The organism is Citrobacter sp. Igbk 16, from assembly GCF_028069755.1.
In the GTDB taxonomy this organism is placed as follows: Bacteria; Pseudomonadota; Gammaproteobacteria; order Enterobacterales; family Enterobacteriaceae; genus Citrobacter.
The window spans coordinates 33,234-49,705 of record NZ_JANEWJ010000033.1; the positions used below are offsets into that span (position 1 = coordinate 33,234).

The window sequence follows — 16,472 nt, forward strand, 5'->3', positions numbered from 1 at the left end:
ATGGCACGCACATTTAAGATCTTATCGCCTACGGCTATCCTGGGTTATGGCTTCCCGGAAGAGAGTTTTCGTAAAGCCATGGAAGAGTCACCGGATCTTATTGCTGTTGACGCAGGTTCCTCCGATCCTGGCCCCCACTACCTGGGGGCAGGTAAACCCTTCACTGACAGGGCTGGGGTAAAACGCGATCTGCGCTATATGATCGTGGCGGGCGTTAAGAACAACATCCCTGTGGTTATCGGCACCGCCGGTGGTTCCGGTGCTGCTCCGCATTTGGAGTGGTGCCGCCAGATAATCCATGAGATTGCCCAGGAAGAAAAACTGTCTTTCTCCATGGCGCTGATTCCGTCTGATGTTGATAAAGACGTGGTTCACCAGGCGCTGGATAACGGCAAAATCACCGCGCTGGATTTCGTGCCTGAGTTAACGCACGAAGCCATCGAAGACAGCACCTACATCGTCGCGCAGATGGGGGTCGAACCTTTCCAGCGTGCACTGAAAGCGGGTGCACAGGTTGTTCTGGGCGGACGCGCTTACGATCCAGCCTGCTTCGCGGCGCTGCCGATTATGCAAGGCTTTGATGAAGGTCTGGCGCTGCACTGCGGTAAGATCCTTGAGTGTGCTGCCATTGCAGCAACCCCTGGCTCCGGCTCGGATTGCGCAATGGGGATCATCGACGACAACGGCTTTACGCTGAAGGCGTTCAATCCAAAGCGTAAGTTCACCGAAACCTCCGCTGCGGCGCATACCTTGTACGAGAAGTCCGACCCGTACTTCCTGCCGGGACCAGGCGGCGTACTGAACCTGAAGGCATGTACTTTCACCGCGGTTAACGAAGGTGAAGTGTATGTCAGCGGTTCGCGTCATGAAGAAACGCCGTATGCACTGAAACTGGAAGGCGCACGTCAGGTTGGCTTCCGCTGCCTGACTATCGCCGGGACGCGCGACCCGATAATGATTGCCGGTATCGACACCATTCTCGAAGAAGTACAGGCAAGCGTGGCACGTAACCTCTCACTGAATGATGACAGTATCCGCATGACGTTCCACCTTTACGGTAAGAATGGCGTGATGGGTAATCATGAACCGATGAAAACCGCCGGTCATGAACTGGGGATTTTACTGGACGTTGTCGCGCCAACGCAGGATATCGCCAACAGCGTTTGCTCGCTGGTGCGCTCTACCCTACTGCACTACGGCTATGAAAATCGTATTGCGACCGCGGGCAACCTCGCTTTCCCATTCTCGCCATCTGATATTCAGAGTGGGCCGGTGTATGAGTTCTCGATCTATCACCTGATTGAAGCCAGCGATGCACTGCGGTTTGATTTCCACATTGAGCAGGTGACGCCAGAAGGAGTTCAGGCATGAAACAATCAATTTGTTCACTGGCGCAGGTCATTCGCTCCAAAAATGCCGGACCGTACGAACTGGTTTTAGATATTTTGTTTAAAACCCGGGAAGACTATCAGCGGGTAAAGCGTTCGGAGCAATTAACTCCGCAACTTATTGCTGGGTTATATAATGTTGAACCTGATTTTATTCACAATATTGTCTGGTTTGATCCCGCTAACGCAGTAAAAATTGTCATGCCGCGCGATATTATTTCCGGCAATGTCGGTGACAATGATGTTTATGGCGCGCAGCAACACGCACCATTATTAAGTATTGAATTCGATCTGTAACAAAAAAACACAATAACAGCCATTGGAGCACAGAGTTCAGCGGTATCACAGTGCTTCGAATATTCATGCGGTTGGTCACAACAGGCGTGCGTCTGAGCTGCTGTCCGGGCTCAGGCACACGCCACCCTACATTATTCCAATTACCAGCCTTTATCCGATGGAGTACACATGAAGAAAATTAGTTTAACGAAGATGATCATATTAGGCCTGATACTCGGCATGATTGCCGGGGTGGCCATTAATAATATGGCCGCGGCTGAAACAGCAAAATCATATGCACAGGATATTTCCATTTTCACCACTATATTCTTACGTATGGTGAAGATGATTATTGCGCCATTGGTTATTTCAACTCTGGTTGTCGGTATTGCCAAGATGGGCGATGCCAAAACGCTGGGTCGTATATTTTCTAAAACCTTTTTCCTGTTTATTTGTGCCTCACTGCTGTCGATCGCATTGGGTCTGGTTATCGTTAATATCTTCCAGCCGGGCGCAGGCATCAACTTTGTTGCTCATGACGCAGGCGCTGTTGCCGCTGTTAAGTCAGAGCCGTTCACGCTGAAAGTCTTTATCTCACATGCCGTACCAACCAGTATCGTTGACGCAATGGCGCGTAACGAAATTCTGCAGATCGTGGTGTTCTCCATTTTCCTCGGTTGCAGCCTGGCCGCCATCGGTGAAAAAGCCGAGCCTATCGTTAAGGTTCTGGATTCGCTGGTACACGTCATGCTGAAGTTGACAGGCTACGTCATGCTGTTTGCCCCACTGACCGTTTTCGCGGCTATTTCCGGTCTGATTGCCGAGCGTGGTCTGGGTGTAATGGTCAGTGCCGGTATCTTTATGGGCGAGTTCTACCTGACACTGGGTATGCTGTGGGCAATTCTGATTGGCCTGTCAAGCATGATAGTCGGGCCTTGCATCGCACGTCTCACCAAATCAATCTTCGAACCGGCGCTGTTGGCCTTTACCACGTCCAGTTCTGAAGCGGCCTTCCCTGGCACGCTGGATAAGCTGGAAAAATTCGGCGTATCGTCAAAAATTGCCAGCTTCGTTTTGCCGATTGGTTACTCCTTTAACCTCGTCGGTTCCATGGCCTATTGCTCCTTTGCCACCGTCTTTATTGCCCAGGCGTGCAACATTGAGCTGAGCATGGGCGAGCAAATCACCATGCTGCTGATCCTGATGCTGACCTCGAAAGGGATGGCGGGCGTACCGCGTGCATCCATGGTGGTTATCGCCGCAACCCTGAACCAGTTCAACATTCCGGAAGCCGGTCTGATCCTGCTGATGGGCGTCGATCCGTTCCTCGATATGGGTCGTTCAGCCACTAACGTCATGAGTAATGCCATGGGTGCTGCCATTGTGGGTCGTTGGGAAGGTGAACACTTTGGTTCAGGCTGCCGCGGAACCGCGCCAGTCAAAACACCGGAGCAAGACCGCCCGGTTACCGAAACAGAGGTCGCGTTGTCCTGATAGCAGAAGGACGACTAGTCGTAGGCCGGATAAAACGCGCCAGCGTTGCCATCCGGCAATTATACCGTGTTAACGCCGGATGGCGGCGTGAACGCCTTATCCGGCCTACAGGATAGTTTTCCCAACAACATCAACAGGAACGCACAATGAACAAAACAATTATCGGCGTGAGTCTCTTTGCTTTCAGCGTCTTGTTTAGCTCTGCCTCATTCGCGCAAACCACGCCGGACTACGCAAAGCTAATAGAGCAGGCACATCAGAAATACAAAAGTAACAATGATGGAAAAGTCGCCGACTATATCCCTGCCCTGGCGAGCTACAGCCCCAATAATTTTGCCATCACCATTGCCACAGTAGACGGAAAAATCTACCAGGTGGGTGATGTTAAAAAGCCCTTCCCGATGGAATCCCTGAGTAAAGTCTTCACCATGGCGCTCGCCATGGAACAGCATGGTCCGCAGGTGGTTCTGGATAAACTCGGGGCCAATGCCACCGGCATGCCATTCAACTCAGGTTTAGCCGTTGAACTCACGAAAGGCGCACCGGAAAACCCACTGGTGAATGCAGGTGCAATGAGCACCGTCAGCCTGATTGAGGCCAAAGACAAAACCGATCGCTGGAACAAAATCCTCAACAACCTGAATGTCTGGGCGGATGCCTCACTGACGGTCAACGAACCGGTATTCAAGTCCGAGATGGAAACCAATCAGCACAACCAGGCACTGGCGAAGCTGATGGAGTCCTACAACAGTTTCTACGGCAACACAGAGGAAGCGGTAGAAATTTATACCCGCCAATGCTCAGTGGACATCACCGTTGAGCAACTGGCCAAAATGGGTGCCGTACTCGCGAACAAAGGCAAGTCGCCCTTCAACGGTAAGCAGTTGCTGAATGAACGCTATGTGCCACAGGTGCTGGCTGAAATGGCAATTGCCGGGCTGTACGACGGCAGCGGCAAATGGCTGTACAGCGTCGGTATTCCGGCGAAAAGCGGCGTTGGCGGCGGAATGGTTGCGGTTGTGCCCGGTAAATATGCGATTGCCGTCTATTCTCCGCCGTTGGACGAAGCCGGTAACAGCGTTCGTGCTCAGAGAACTATCGAATATGTCGCTGACGCGACGCAGGCCAATGTCTTTTTAGCAAAATAACTCTATGCCGGATGGCACTTCGCTCATCCGGCCTACGATTAGCGCATTTATTTACGCCGTCATCCGGCAAAAATGAAGAGGTGAGAAGTAAACATGTCTAAACCATTTGTCTGGCAGGAACTCTTTGTTCAGAGTAAAGATAATACCGAATATGAATTGCTCAGTAATCAACACATTACTGTGACGGAGTTAGACGGAGAGGAAGTTATTAAGGTTGCGCCGGAAGCGTTAACCTTGTTAGCACAGCAGGCATTTTATGAGGCCTCATTTTTCCTGCGCGCCGGACATTTGAAACAGATTGCCAGCATTTTGCACGATCCACAGGCCAGCAGTAATGACAAGTATGTCGCATTACAGCTGCTGCGCAATGCCGAAGTCTCAGCCAAAGGCGTACTACCAAACTGCCAGGACACCGGTACCGCCACCATTGTCGCCAGCAAAGGCCAGCAGGTCTGGACCGGTGGCGATGATGCCGAAGCATTAAGCAAGGGTGTATATACCACCTTTACGGAAAGTAACCTGCGCTATTCACAAAATGCCCCGCTGGACATGTATAACGAGGTCAATACCCAGACCAACCTGCCTGCACAAATCGACATCAGCGCGACGCCGGGTAGCGAATACCGTTTCCTGTTCGTCAACAAAGGTGGTGGCTCTGCTAACAAAGCCGCGTTGTTCCAGGAAACCAAATCTATTCTGCAGCCGGAGAAATTGACGGCTTTCCTGATCGAAAAAATGAAATCGCTGGGCACTGCCGCTTGTCCGCCGTACCACATCGCCTTTGTGGTTGGCGGATTATCTGCCGATCAGTCGCTAAAAGTTGCGAAGCTGGCATCGACCAAATATTACGATAACCTGCCCACCAGCGGGAATGAACTGGGCCAGGCATTCCGCGATACAGCACTGGAAGCCGAACTGCTCAATGCCAGCCGCGAATTTGGCATCGGCGCGCAGTTTGGTGGCAAATACTTTGCCCACGACATTCGTGTTATTCGTCTGCCGCGCCACGGTGGCTCCTGCCCTATCGCCATGGCGCTCTCCTGCTCAGCTGACCGCAACATCAAGGCTAAAATTAATAAACACGGTATCTGGCTGGAGAAACTCGAACATAACCCAGGTAAGTTTATTCCCGACTCTCACCGCGTTGAAAACACCGCCCAGACGGTACAGCTCAACCTCGATCGCCCGTTGCGTGACATTCTTAATGATTTGTCAGCTCTGCCCATTGGTACCCGCCTGTCGCTTAGCGGCCCGATTGTTGTCGCTCGCGATATCGCCCACGCAAACATTAAAGCGCGTCTGGATAACGGCGAACCGATGCCGGAATACATGAAAAAGCATATCGTTTATTACGCAGGTCCCGCCAAAACCCCGGAAAATCAAGCCTGTGGATCAATGGGTCCGACCACCGGCGGGCGTATGGATGGGTATGTCGATGCTTTCCAGGCACAAGGCGGCAGCCTCATTATGCTCACCAAGGGTAACCGCAGCCAGCAGGTTACTGATGCCTGCCACAAACACGGTGGATTTAGCCTCGGCAGCATCGGCGGCGCAGCGGCTCTGCTGGCACAGCAATATGTGAAGAGCCTGCACTGTCTTGAGTATCCCGAACTGGGCATGGAAGCGGTCTGGATGATGGAAGTTAAAAATATGCCGGCCTTCGTCTTAGTGGATGACAAAGGCAATAACTTCTTCAGTCAGTTTGAGCAGCAGCATCGCTGCGCAACCTGCCCGGCGGGGCATTAAGGAGCTATCATGGAAGCGCGAGCCAACAATGACCGACATCGTCAGCGTCAGCAGAAGCTAAAAACGCAGGTCGATACCCGTGTGGCGGCAGCAACCGAGAAAAAAGGGATTCTGATTGTCTTCACCGGCAATGGTAAAGGGAAATCCACCGCAGCCTTCGGCACGGCTACGCGCGCGGTTGGTCACGGAAAAACCGTTGGCGTCGCGCAGTTTATTAAAGGCCAGTGGGATAATGGCGAGTACAACACGCTGCACCCTCTCGGCGTGGAGTTTCATATTATGGGTACCGGTTTTACCTGGGAAACCCAGAACCGGGAAGCCGATATCGAGGCGGCCACGGCAGTGTGGCAGGAAAGTAAGCGCATGCTAGCCGATGCGCATTATGATCTGGTCGTACTGGACGAACTCACTTATATGTTGGCTTATCACTATCTGGATACTCAGGAGGTTATCAGCGCCATCGAAAATCGCCCTGCCGACCAGAGTGTGATAGTCACCGGGCGCGGTTGCCATGCGCTGTTACTTGAACTTGCCGATACGGTCAGCGAGCTTCGCCCGGTTAAACACGCTTTTGATAGCGGCATTCAGGCACAGCCAGGTATCGACTGGTAATCGCTCCTTTGCCGGATAAGGCGTTTAAGCCGCATCCGGCGATTTGCCCAATGCCGCGATGCTTATCGCGGCCTATGGTTAACACTGAAACCTGTAGGCCTGATAAGGCGCAAGCCGCTATCAGGCAGCCGACACCACGGATTTATTTAGCAACCAGTTGCGGAAGATCTCCAAATGCAGGGACTCTGATTTCTCCTCCCGCCACGTCATGATAAATCGATTCCCAGTACGCATTGGAACATCGCAAGGAATCACCATATCTCCACTATCCAGATCGTGCTGAATGGCAAAACGGGGTAGCAATGCGACACCAAGGTTGGAGCGTACCGCCGCAATCAGCATCGATAAGAGATCAAATCGCGGACCTTTATTCACCAGCGGACTGCTGACATCGGACAGCGCAAACCATTCCTGCCAACCTTTGATGCGGGTGCTTTGATGCAATAGCGGGTATTCGTTCAGCAGTTCATCGACGGACAGCTTCCGGTCCGGTTCGGCAAGCAGGCAACGACTGCACACGGGCAGAATTTCCTCTTCGAACAGATACTCTACCCCCGACCACGGAGAGTAAAAATCTTCCCGCATGATCGCTGCGTCATATTCCCGGTTAAGAAAATCACCAATATTCGCCAGAGAATGAATATTAACGATAATATCAGGATTGAGTTTATTGAACTCACGCAGGTTTGGGATCAGCCAGTGCGTACTGAACGTCGGGTTAACTGCCAGTTCGATCACTTGTACGGTCGGCTGCCATGTCATGATCGTCGTCGTGTCTCGTTCAAGCTTGTTCAGTGTCTCTTTAACGATAGTTAAATAGTGTTTGCCTGCCGCATTTAAAAAAATGCGTTTTTTGGCATGATTAAATAGCGCTGTATTAAGAAAATCCTCTAGCGCATTCACCTGGCGGAAAACAGCACTTTGTGTTAAAGCCAGCTCTTCAGCTGCCCGGGTATAACTTTCGTGACGCGCAACCACTTCAAAAGTTACCAGCAACTCCGTTTTGGGTATTTTTCCTCTCATAACCTCTTCCATATGCAGCGTACAAAAATAGTTTAATTTATAAAAAATAATTCATGCCACCCGAGTAAACATCGAGTGTTATATTTTATTTCAGGCATTGATGTCATTGATCCAATCCATGATTTGTTCATACTGATGGCGGATAAATATTAACCAATAATACTCAAGCACAACAATAAACACAATTTAATTAAGGTTAAATTCAGACACATAGCGCCAATAAGTTCTTAATAATTTTTCAAGTCATCTTGTTTATTGTGGAAAAAACTTTGCGAGATTAATCAATATTATCCTTGCGATAATTTAGGAAAATTTAGCGTTATAACTTACAGGCAAACGACTGCTTTTAATCATTCTCCGGGGTGGTTCTGCCTTTTTTTGTTAGACGTGATAAAGGACACAATGTGAAAACTTTCGGAAAGGTCTGGCTCGTTGGCGCAGGTCCCGGTGATATTTCATTACTCACCCTCAAAGCAGTGATGTGCATTAAACAAGCGGATGTCATTATTTACGACAGGTTGGTCAATCCTAAGATTCTGGAATGGGCATCCGCTGACTGTGAGCTTATCAATGTCGGTAAGAATCCAGGATTTCATTGCGTTCCGCAGGATGAAATCAATGCGCTTCTCGTTCAGTATGCCCAGACGCATCACAATATCGTGCGCTTAAAAGGTGGCGATCCTTACGTATTTGGTCGTGGGGCCGAAGAAGCTGAAGGGCTTATCGAGCCGGGGATTCCTTTTGAAGTCGTCCCCGGTATCAGTTCAACCATTGGGGGATTAACCTGTGCCGGGATCCCGGTAACACATCGCGATTACGCCTCTGGTTTTCACGTGGTGACCGGCCATACACGCGAAGGTAACCAGCAACAGGACTGGCGCCAGCTGGCCAAACTGAACGGTACATTGGTTATCGTCATGGGTATCGCGAATCTGGCATTCATCTGTGAAGAGCTACTGATGGGCGGAAAACCGGCGGAGACACCCGCGGCCATTATCATGTCCGCGACCCGGGAGAATCAGCGCCGACTGACCTGTACTCTCGGATCATTACTGAGCAATGCGCAGGAAGCCAACATTACGCCACCTGCACTGGTAGTCATTGGCGATGTCGTCACGCTGAGCGATCGTTTGTCTTTCATTCCTGCCGCTATCGACCTCCCTGAACATCTTTACTGCGAGAGTCTGGCGTGACGAAAAGACTGAGGTGATGTTTGATGCGCCGCCCGGAAAACGCGACAAAAATAACTGGTTTGTGCGTACTGAAGTTTCCGGGCAATACTGTCTATTGAATGAACAGGATCATGTAATAACTCCCCCGCCTTTTGCATTTTTTTCTGATTTACCCAGGTTTTAAAATTAACGCCCTGACGCTTCTTAAAAAATCGACTAAAATAATTTGCACTTAAACAGACATGTGCAGCCACAGACTCCAGGGATAAGTCACTATACAAGTTCTCATCAATATATCGCAGTGCCGCCAGTAGTTTTTTCTCATGACGAGAAAGCTCCGTAAAATAGTGCCGGACGCTACTTACCGGTTTATCGAATACCACTTCAGATTGTTTTTCTTCTCTCTCAAAATTATTAACAATAAAATGCAATAAATTAGCCGATGCCACCAGCGTATTATTATCAACCGCAACAAGCTGATCCCACTCAGTTTTTATTTCAGGATCGCCCATCCATCGTAATTCATCTTCAACGACGATAGTTTTATATTCCTGGTACTTAGCCCGAACCTGACCACAGATAATAAAACCATGCAGATTCCCCTCATAAATTAATGGTATGGAGAACAAACTTAACCCTGCATGGCAGCTGAATATTCTGGGTTTACACTGTTTCAGTGCCTCAAAAGCACACTGTTTATCGCATGCCTGGCAACCAACACTGTAGCGTTTATTCGCTCTCATCAGCTTACAGAATGAATTAAAATTATGGCAGTCAGAGAGTGCTCTGCCTGTAACATCAACGACTACCGTTGCTAACCCCGTCGCATTGGAGAAAACTTCTGCTATAGAGAAAAAACATGGTAAGTAATCATCCTGAATTTTCAGCGACACATCATCCTCCAACCTTAATATGACTAAAGGCGGTAATATGCAAAATCCAGGCAAAAGAAAGAATGATGCTCGCCGCAAAAAATAATCTCATTTGTGAAGATGAATGTGATCAAATTGCATGATGCGGGATGACAGAAAATAAAAAAGGCCATCAATAGATGGCCAACCATGTCGAAAACGAATCAGTCTTGCTTCCTTCGCGTAACAGCTTTTTTCTGCTACGCGAAAGAGTCGGACCTTATACTGCTTTTTGAGAATTACTTAATTACCGCTTTCAGCGCTTCGCCGATATCGGCCAGACTACGCACGGTTTTCACACCAGCAGCTTCCAGCGCAGCGAATTTCTCATCCGCTGTCCCTTTACCACCCGCGATGATTGCGCCCGCGTGCCCCATACGTTTGCCTTTCGGTGCGGTCACACCTGCGATGTAACCCACAACCGGCTTAGTCACGTGATCTTTAATGTACGCAGCCGCTTCTTCTTCTGCGCTACCGCCGATCTCACCGATCATCACGATCGCTTCAGTCTGCGGATCTTCCTGGAACAGTTTCAGGATGTCGATAAAGTTAGAGCCTGGGATCGGGTCACCGCCGATACCGACACAGGTAGACTGGCCAAAACCGTAGTCGGTGGTCTGCTTAACCGCTTCATAGGTCAGCGTACCGGAACGGGAAACAATGCCCACTTTACCCGGTTTATGAATGTGGCCCGGCATGATGCCGATTTTACATTCGCCCGGGGTGATAACACCTGGGCAGTTCGGGCCGATCATGCGTACGCCAGCTTCATCCAGTTTCACTTTCACGGTCAGCATATCCAGCGTTGGGATACCTTCGGTGATGGTAATGATCAGTTTGATGCCTGCATCGATAGCTTCCAGGATGGAATCTTTGCAAAACGGTGCCGGAACGTAGATAACGGTGGCGGTTGCGCCGGTCGCTTCTACGGCTTCACGTACGGTATTGAAGACCGGCAGACCCAGATGCGTGGTGCCACCTTTACCCGGTGTAACGCCACCGACCATTTGCGTACCGTAAGCAATAGCCTGTTCAGAGTGGAATGTCCCCTGGCTACCGGTGAAGCCCTGGCAGATAACCTTGGTATCTTTATTAATTAAAACTGACATTATTTCCCCTCCACTGCGGCAACAACCTGCTGAGCTGCATCCGTCAGACTTTTCGCTGCAATAATATTCAGGCCGCTGTCAGCCAGTTTCTTCGCGCCGAGTTCGGCGTTGTTGCCTTCCAGACGCACAACAACAGGAACGTTAACACCCACTTCCGCTACCGCACCGATGATACCGTCAGCGATCAGATCGCAACGAACGATACCGCCGAAGATGTTAACCAGAACAGCTTTAACATTGTCGTCAGAGAGGATGATTTTGAATGCTTCGGTTACACGTTCTTTGGTCGCGCCGCCGCCAACGTCCAGGAAGTTCGCTGGTTCACCGCCGTGCAGTTTAACGATATCCATGGTGCCCATTGCCAGGCCCGCACCGTTAACCATACAACCAATGTTCCCGTCCAGTGCGACGTAGTTCAGTTCCCACTGTGCAGCCTGCGCTTCACGCGGATCTTCCTGAGACTGGTCGCGCATTTCACGCAGGTCAGCCTGGCGGAACAGCGCGTTGCCGTCAGCGCCCAGTTTGCCGTCGAGGCAGATCAGATCGCCTTGTTTGGTTACCACCAGCGGGTTGATTTCGATCAGCGCCAGGTCGCGCTCCAGGAAAATCGTCGCCAGCCCCATGAAGATCTTGGTGAACTGCTGAACCTGTTTACCTTCCAGACCCAGTTTGAACGCCAGCTCACGCCCCTGGTAAGGCATTGGGCCAGCCAGTGGATCCAGCGCTACTTTGTGGATCAGGTGCGGGGTTTCTTCCGCTACTTTTTCGATTTCTACGCCGCCTTCAGTAGAGGCCATAAAGACCACGCGACGGGAACTACGGTCAACCACTGCGCCGAGGTAAAGTTCTTTACCAATGTCGGTCGCGGCTTCAACCAGAATCTGGTTTACCGGTTGGCCATGTGCGTCTGTCTGGTAAGTGACCAGACGTTTACCCAGCCAGTGTTCAGCAAAAGCGCGAATGTCTTCTTTGCTGTTTACAACCTTCACACCGCCCGCTTTACCACGGCCACCAGCGTGAACCTGACATTTTACTACCCACGGGCCTGCGCCGATTTTAGATGCGGCTTCTTCGGCTTCACGCGGAGTAGTACAGGCATAACCCACCGGTGCCGGTAAGCCATAGCGGGCAAAAAGTTGTTTTGCCTGATATTCATGTAAGTTCATGTGTTCTGTCCATCCTTCAGGTAATCGTTATCTTTTACCCGTAGGCCTGATAAGGCGTCCAGGCCTACGGGGCAGGTGATACTCTTTTTGGTTACACGTCCAGCAGCAGACGTGTTGGATCTTCCAGCAACTCTTTAATGGTTACCAGGAAGCCTACTGACTCACGACCATCGATCAGACGGTGGTCATAAGACAGCGCCAGATACATCATCGGCAGGATTTCAACCTTACCGTCTACCGCCATCGGTCTGTCTTTGATGGCATGCATACCCAGGATGGCACTCTGCGGCGGGTTGATGATAGGCGTAGACATCAGGGAACCGAACACACCACCGTTAGTGATGGTGAAGTTACCGCCCGTCAGATCTTCAACCGTCAGCTTGCCGTCACGACCTTTTACTGCCAGTTCTTTAATATTCTTCTCGATGTCGGCCATACCCAGCAGATCAACATCACGCAGTACCGGGGTAACCAGACCACGCGGCGTGGAAACCGCCATGCTGACATCAAAGTAATTGTGATAAACCACGTCATCACCATCGATAGACGCGTTCACTTCCGGATAGCGTTTCAGCGCTTCAACAACGGCTTTAACGTAGAAAGACATAAAGCCCAGACGGATACCATGGCGTTTCTCAAACGCGTCACCGTACTGCTTACGCAGGTCCATGATTGGCTTCATGTTGACTTCGTTGAAGGTTGTCAGCATCGCGGTAGAGTTTTTCGCTTCCAGCAGACGCTCAGCCACGCGCTTACGCAGACGGGTCATCGGAACGCGTTTTTCACCACGTGCGCCCAGTGCAGGCTGTGCCGCAGGTGCTGCGGCCGGTGCTTTCGCTTCAGCTTTCGCCGCCGGCGCTTTAGCCAGATGTTTTTCAACATCTTCACGCGTAATACGTCCACCGACGCCTGTGCCGTTGATAGCGCTGGCTTCGAGGTTGTGCTCACCCAACAGGCGACGGATTGCCGGGCTCAGGGCATCGTTGTTCTGCTCGGCGAGGGACGCCTGCTGGCGCTGCGCCGGAGTAGAATCTTTCTCTTCAGACTTGGCGCTGGTCTCTTTACCGGCGCTGTTGCCTTCACGCAGGCGACCGAGGATCTGGCGAGAAGTTACCGTTGTCCCTTCATCTTCCAGGACCGCATCAAGAATACCGTCCGCTGATGCCGGTACTTCCAGTACCACTTTGTCAGTTTCGATTTCTACCAGTACTTCATCACGACGTACTGCATCGCCCGGTTTTTTGTGCCAGGTTGCAACCGTTGCATCCGCTACGGATTCAGGCAGGTCGGGAACAAGAATATCTACGCTACTCATTATTTATCCTTTATTTAATCGACGTTCAGCGCGTCATTTACCAGATCTTGTTGCTGTTTCTGGTGAACGGACATATATCCTACTGCCGGAGAGGCAGAGGCCGGGCGACCTGCATAACGCAGAGCTGACCCAAATGGAATTACTTCACGGAAATGATGCTGGCTGCAGTACCATGCGCCTTGGTTAAGCGGCTCTTCCTGGCACCAGACAAAATCATGTACATGAGCAAACGGTTTCAGCGCTTCCTGCACCGCTTTATGCGGGAATGGATAGAGCTGTTCGATGCGTACAATGGCAACATCTTTTTGGCCATTCTTACGGCGTTGCTCCAGCAGGTCGTAATAAACCTTACCAGAACACATTACGACACGCTTCACGGCTTGTGGATCAAGTTCATCAATCTCACCAATGGCTGGCAGGAATGTGCCGTTCGCCAGTTCGTCGAGCGTAGACACCGCCAGCGGATGACGCAGCAATGACTTCGGTGACATCACCACCAGCGGACGACGCATACCGCGCAGCGCCTGACGACGCAGCATGTGGTAAACCTGTGCCGGCGTAGATGGGACGCAAACCTGCATGTTTTGCTCAGCACAAAGTTGCAGGTAACGTTCCAGACGCGCAGAGGAGTGCTCCGGTCCCTGACCTTCATAGCCATGCGGCAGCAGCATCACCAGACCACACATGCGGCCCCATTTCTGCTCGCCGGACGAGATGAACTGGTCGATAACCACCTGCGCACCGTTGGCGAAGTCACCAAACTGCGCTTCCCAGATGGTCAGGGTACGCGGTTCAGCCGTGGCATAACCGTATTCAAATGCCAGCACCGCTTCTTCAGACAGTACGGAGTCCCATACGCGGAAGGTGCCCTGTCCGTTATGCACATGCTGCAGCGGAGTGTAGGTTGAACCGTTCGCCTGGTTATGGATCACCGCGTGACGGTGGAAGAAAGTACCGCGGCCGGAGTCTTCACCCGACAGACGTACCGGAATGCCTTCGTCAACCAGCGTGGCGTAAGCCAGATTCTCTGCGCCACCCCAGTCAAACAGCTTCTCGCCTGCCGCCATTGCCTGACGGTCGCCGTAAATCTTGGCAACGCGCGACTGCATTTCAACTGCTTCTGGTACGGTACTGATGCGTTTGGCCAATTCCTGCAAACGCTTCATTTCAACCTTGCTTGGGTAATTTTCATCCCACTCGTGGTTGAGGTACGGTGACCAGGTGAAGGAGTGCATGTTCATTGGACGCCACTCTTTCACGACACATTCGCCAGCATCCAGCGCATCACGATAGAGGTTGACCATTTCGGTCGCATCTTCCAGCGTGGCAACTTTATCGGCTTCCAGTTTGTCAGCGTAGATTTTGCGCGGGGTCGGATGCTTTTTGATTTTCTGATACATCAGTGGCTGGGTTGCGCTCGGCTCATCGGCTTCGTTATGGCCGTGACGGCGGTAGCACACCAGATCAATGAAGACATCACGTTTAAAGGTATTACGGAAATCCAGCGCCAGACGGGTAACGAAAGCAACCGCTTCCGGGTCATCCGCATTCACGTGGAAGATCGGCGCCTGAACCATCTTACCGATGTCGGTGCAGTATGGTGTAGAACGTGCGTCCAGCGGGTTAGAGGTGGTGAAGCCCACCTGGTTGTTGATGACGATGCGAACGGTACCGCCCACTTCGTAACCACGCGCTTTCGACATGTTCAGGGTTTCCTGAACCACGCCCTGTCCGGTCACTGCCGCATCACCGTGAATCGTAATCGGCAATACTTTATTGCTGCTTGGCTCGTCCAGACGATCCAGACGCGCACGTACCGACCCGATAACCACCGGGCTAACGATTTCAAGGTGCGACGGGTTAAACGCCAGCGCCAGGTGCACCAGACCGCCTTCGGTTTCGATATCTGATGAGAAGCCCATGTGGTACTTCACATCGCCGGTGCCGAGGTGTTCTTTATGTTTGCCTGCGAATTCGTCGAACAGTTCCTGCGGGCGTTTACCCAGCACGTTAACCAGTACGTTCAAACGACCGCGGTGCGCCATGCCCAGAACCACTTCACGAGTTCCGCTGTTACCGGCGTGGCGGATCATTTCTTTAAGCATCGGGATTAACGCATCGCCACCTTCCAGTGAGAAGCGTTTTGCCCCTGGGAACTTCGCACCCAGGTAGCGCTCCAGGCCTTCAGCTGCAGTCAGTTCACTGAGGAAGCGTTTCTTCTCTTCACTACTGAATGCGGCACGCCCGGACTCGATACGCTGCTGAAGCCAGCGTTTCTCTTCGGTGCTGGTGATGTGCATATACTCTGCGCCAATCGGGCCGCAGTAGGTTTGTTTCAGTGCGACAACCAGGTCGCTCAGCTTCATGGTGTCTTTGCCACCGGCAAAAGAACCTACGTTAAAGCTTTCCTGAAAATCAGCGTCGGTCAGATCGTGGAAAGAAGGATCCAGATCGGCCACATTTTCTTGTTGCCACAGCCCCAGCGGATCGAGGTTCGCATGCTGGTGACCGCGGAAACGATAGGCGTTAATGAGCTGCAGGACTTTAACCTGCTTCACATTGGCATCAGGGTCGGAAATAGAAGAAGAGTAACGTGGGGTAATCAACGCCTGTCGACGGAAATAATCACGTGTTTTTGAGTGGAGTTGATCCGGTTTGACTCCGGTACCAGGTAACTGCTGGAACGTCGAACGCCAGTTAGCATCTACCGAGTCAGGGTCGGTTAAGAAGTCTTCATAGAGCTGTTCTATCCAACTCTGGTTAGAACCGGAGAGGTAAGAAGAGTCCAACCAGGCTTTCAAAGCGCTGTTCTGCATCGTGATCCCTTAAGCATTTGTATGCTTACTTCGCCGTGGATACTACCACGCACACCGATGTGCGTGCCGGGGTTCACTTGCGAGCTCTTTTTGTTTGGCTCGCGAAGGAACCTTTAAAAACTGTCAGAGATAAGGGGCAGTTTTTAGAGGTTTCCTACATTAACGATTCGCCTGATGGCGCGTAGCTTTCAGGCCTACAAGGTACATAACCCGTAGGCCGGATAAGACGGTACGTCGCATCCGGCAACCATTGCCTGATGGCGCTTCGCTTATCAGGCCTACAAGGTACGTAACCC

The 16,472-nt window shown here is 51.4% G+C and carries 13 protein-coding genes; 7 read left to right on the forward strand and 6 right to left on the reverse strand.

Going from position 1 to position 16,472, the window contains the following annotated elements; translation table 11 throughout:
- From NNO03_RS18700 to cobO, 6 genes are all read left to right on the forward strand, one after another.
- Positions 1 to 1,371: an acyclic terpene utilization AtuA family protein gene (locus NNO03_RS18700; RefSeq protein WP_137381334.1), complete on the forward strand. Its 1,371-nt coding sequence runs from the start codon at positions 1 to 3 to the stop codon at positions 1,369 to 1,371.
- Positions 1,368 to 1,685, forward strand: a complete 318-nt coding sequence (locus NNO03_RS18705; protein WP_005122536.1) for a DUF4387 domain-containing protein — start codon at positions 1,368 to 1,370, stop codon at positions 1,683 to 1,685. The genes NNO03_RS18700 and NNO03_RS18705 overlap by 4 nt, the downstream gene beginning before the upstream one ends.
- A gap of 168 nt (positions 1,686 to 1,853) precedes the next feature.
- Positions 1,854 to 3,158, forward strand: coding sequence for a dicarboxylate/amino acid:cation symporter (locus NNO03_RS18710; protein ID WP_271450206.1), 1,305 nt, complete (start codon positions 1,854 to 1,856; stop codon positions 3,156 to 3,158).
- Positions 3,159 to 3,304: 146 nt separating this feature from the next.
- A complete protein-coding gene (gene glsA / locus NNO03_RS18715; protein ID WP_271450207.1) occupies positions 3,305 to 4,306 on the forward strand; it encodes a glutaminase A in 1,002 nt (333 codons plus the stop codon).
- A gap of 93 nt (positions 4,307 to 4,399) precedes the next feature.
- Positions 4,400 to 6,052 carry a class I fumarate hydratase gene (locus NNO03_RS18720; RefSeq protein WP_271450208.1) on the forward strand — a complete coding sequence of 551 codons (1,653 nt, stop codon included), beginning with the start codon at positions 4,400 to 4,402 and terminating at the stop codon, positions 6,050 to 6,052.
- Between the two features lie 9 nt (positions 6,053 to 6,061).
- A complete protein-coding gene (gene cobO, locus NNO03_RS18725) occupies positions 6,062 to 6,664 on the forward strand; it encodes a cob(I)yrinic acid a,c-diamide adenosyltransferase (protein ID WP_271450209.1) in 603 nt (200 codons plus the stop codon).
- Positions 6,665 to 6,784: 120 nt separating this feature from the next.
- Here cobO and NNO03_RS18730 read toward each other — a convergent pair whose 3' ends face one another.
- Positions 6,785 to 7,687 carry a LysR family transcriptional regulator gene (locus NNO03_RS18730; RefSeq protein WP_137381339.1) on the reverse strand — a complete coding sequence of 301 codons (903 nt, stop codon included), beginning with the start codon at positions 7,685 to 7,687 and terminating at the stop codon, positions 6,785 to 6,787.
- 404 nt (positions 7,688 to 8,091) lie between these two features.
- Between NNO03_RS18730 and cobA the strand changes: the two genes are divergently transcribed.
- Positions 8,092 to 8,880 (forward strand): uroporphyrinogen-III C-methyltransferase, encoded by a 789-nt coding sequence (cobA, locus tag NNO03_RS18735; RefSeq protein ID WP_202039115.1) that lies wholly within the window; start codon positions 8,092 to 8,094, stop codon positions 8,878 to 8,880.
- On the opposite strand, the gene NNO03_RS18740 is transcribed toward cobA, so the two are convergent.
- The 5 genes from NNO03_RS18740 to sucA all read right to left on the reverse strand — a co-directional run bounded on the left by NNO03_RS18740 (position 8,859) and on the right by sucA (position 16,176).
- Entirely contained in the window at positions 8,859 to 9,752 is an 894-nt protein-coding gene (locus tag NNO03_RS18740) for a PocR ligand-binding domain-containing protein (RefSeq protein ID WP_271450210.1), read from the reverse strand. The genes cobA and NNO03_RS18740 overlap by 22 nt on opposite strands.
- 257 nt (positions 9,753 to 10,009) lie before the next feature.
- Positions 10,010 to 10,879 (reverse strand): succinate--CoA ligase subunit alpha, encoded by an 870-nt coding sequence (gene sucD, locus NNO03_RS18745; RefSeq protein WP_005122544.1) that lies wholly within the window; start codon positions 10,877 to 10,879, stop codon positions 10,010 to 10,012.
- On the reverse strand, positions 10,879 to 12,045 hold the full coding sequence (gene sucC, locus NNO03_RS18750) for an ADP-forming succinate--CoA ligase subunit beta (RefSeq protein WP_003022927.1): 1,167 nt from the start codon (positions 12,043 to 12,045) through the stop codon (positions 10,879 to 10,881). Before sucC ends, sucD begins: the two co-directional genes overlap by 1 nt.
- Positions 12,046 to 12,136: 91 nt before the next feature.
- Positions 12,137 to 13,360: a 2-oxoglutarate dehydrogenase complex dihydrolipoyllysine-residue succinyltransferase gene (gene odhB, locus NNO03_RS18755; RefSeq protein ID WP_271450211.1), complete on the reverse strand. Its 1,224-nt coding sequence runs from the start codon at positions 13,358 to 13,360 to the stop codon at positions 12,137 to 12,139.
- Positions 13,361 to 13,374: 14 nt separating this feature from the next.
- Complete coding sequence (sucA, locus tag NNO03_RS18760; protein WP_271442215.1) at positions 13,375 to 16,176, reverse strand: 2-oxoglutarate dehydrogenase E1 component; 2,802 nt, start codon at positions 16,174 to 16,176, stop codon at positions 13,375 to 13,377.
- Positions 16,177 to 16,472 lie beyond the last annotated feature (296 nt).

What these genes read in the sequence shown, in the direction of transcription:
- NNO03_RS18710 (WP_271450206.1), top strand. Translation starts at nt 1,854, where the DNA reads ATGAAGAAAATTAGTTTAACGAAGATGATCATATTAGGCCTGATACTC.
- sucC (WP_003022927.1), bottom strand. Translation starts at nt 12,045, where the DNA reads ATGAACTTACATGAATATCAGGCAAAACAACTTTTTGCCCGCTATGGC.
- NNO03_RS18730 (WP_137381339.1), bottom strand. Translation starts at nt 7,687, where the DNA reads ATGAGAGGAAAAATACCCAAAACGGAGTTGCTGGTAACTTTTGAAGTG.
- NNO03_RS18700 (WP_137381334.1), top strand. Translation starts at nt 1, where the DNA reads ATGGCACGCACATTTAAGATCTTATCGCCTACGGCTATCCTGGGTTAT.
- glsA (WP_271450207.1), top strand. Translation starts at nt 3,305, where the DNA reads ATGAACAAAACAATTATCGGCGTGAGTCTCTTTGCTTTCAGCGTCTTG.
- NNO03_RS18720 (WP_271450208.1), top strand. Translation starts at nt 4,400, where the DNA reads ATGTCTAAACCATTTGTCTGGCAGGAACTCTTTGTTCAGAGTAAAGAT.
- cobO (WP_271450209.1), top strand. Translation starts at nt 6,062, where the DNA reads ATGGAAGCGCGAGCCAACAATGACCGACATCGTCAGCGTCAGCAGAAG.
- NNO03_RS18705 (WP_005122536.1), top strand. Translation starts at nt 1,368, where the DNA reads ATGAAACAATCAATTTGTTCACTGGCGCAGGTCATTCGCTCCAAAAAT.
- odhB (WP_271450211.1), bottom strand. Translation starts at nt 13,360, where the DNA reads ATGAGTAGCGTAGATATTCTTGTTCCCGACCTGCCTGAATCCGTAGCG.
- sucA (WP_271442215.1), bottom strand. Translation starts at nt 16,176, where the DNA reads ATGCAGAACAGCGCTTTGAAAGCCTGGTTGGACTCTTCTTACCTCTCC.
- sucD (WP_005122544.1), bottom strand. Translation starts at nt 10,879, where the DNA reads ATGTCAGTTTTAATTAATAAAGATACCAAGGTTATCTGCCAGGGCTTC.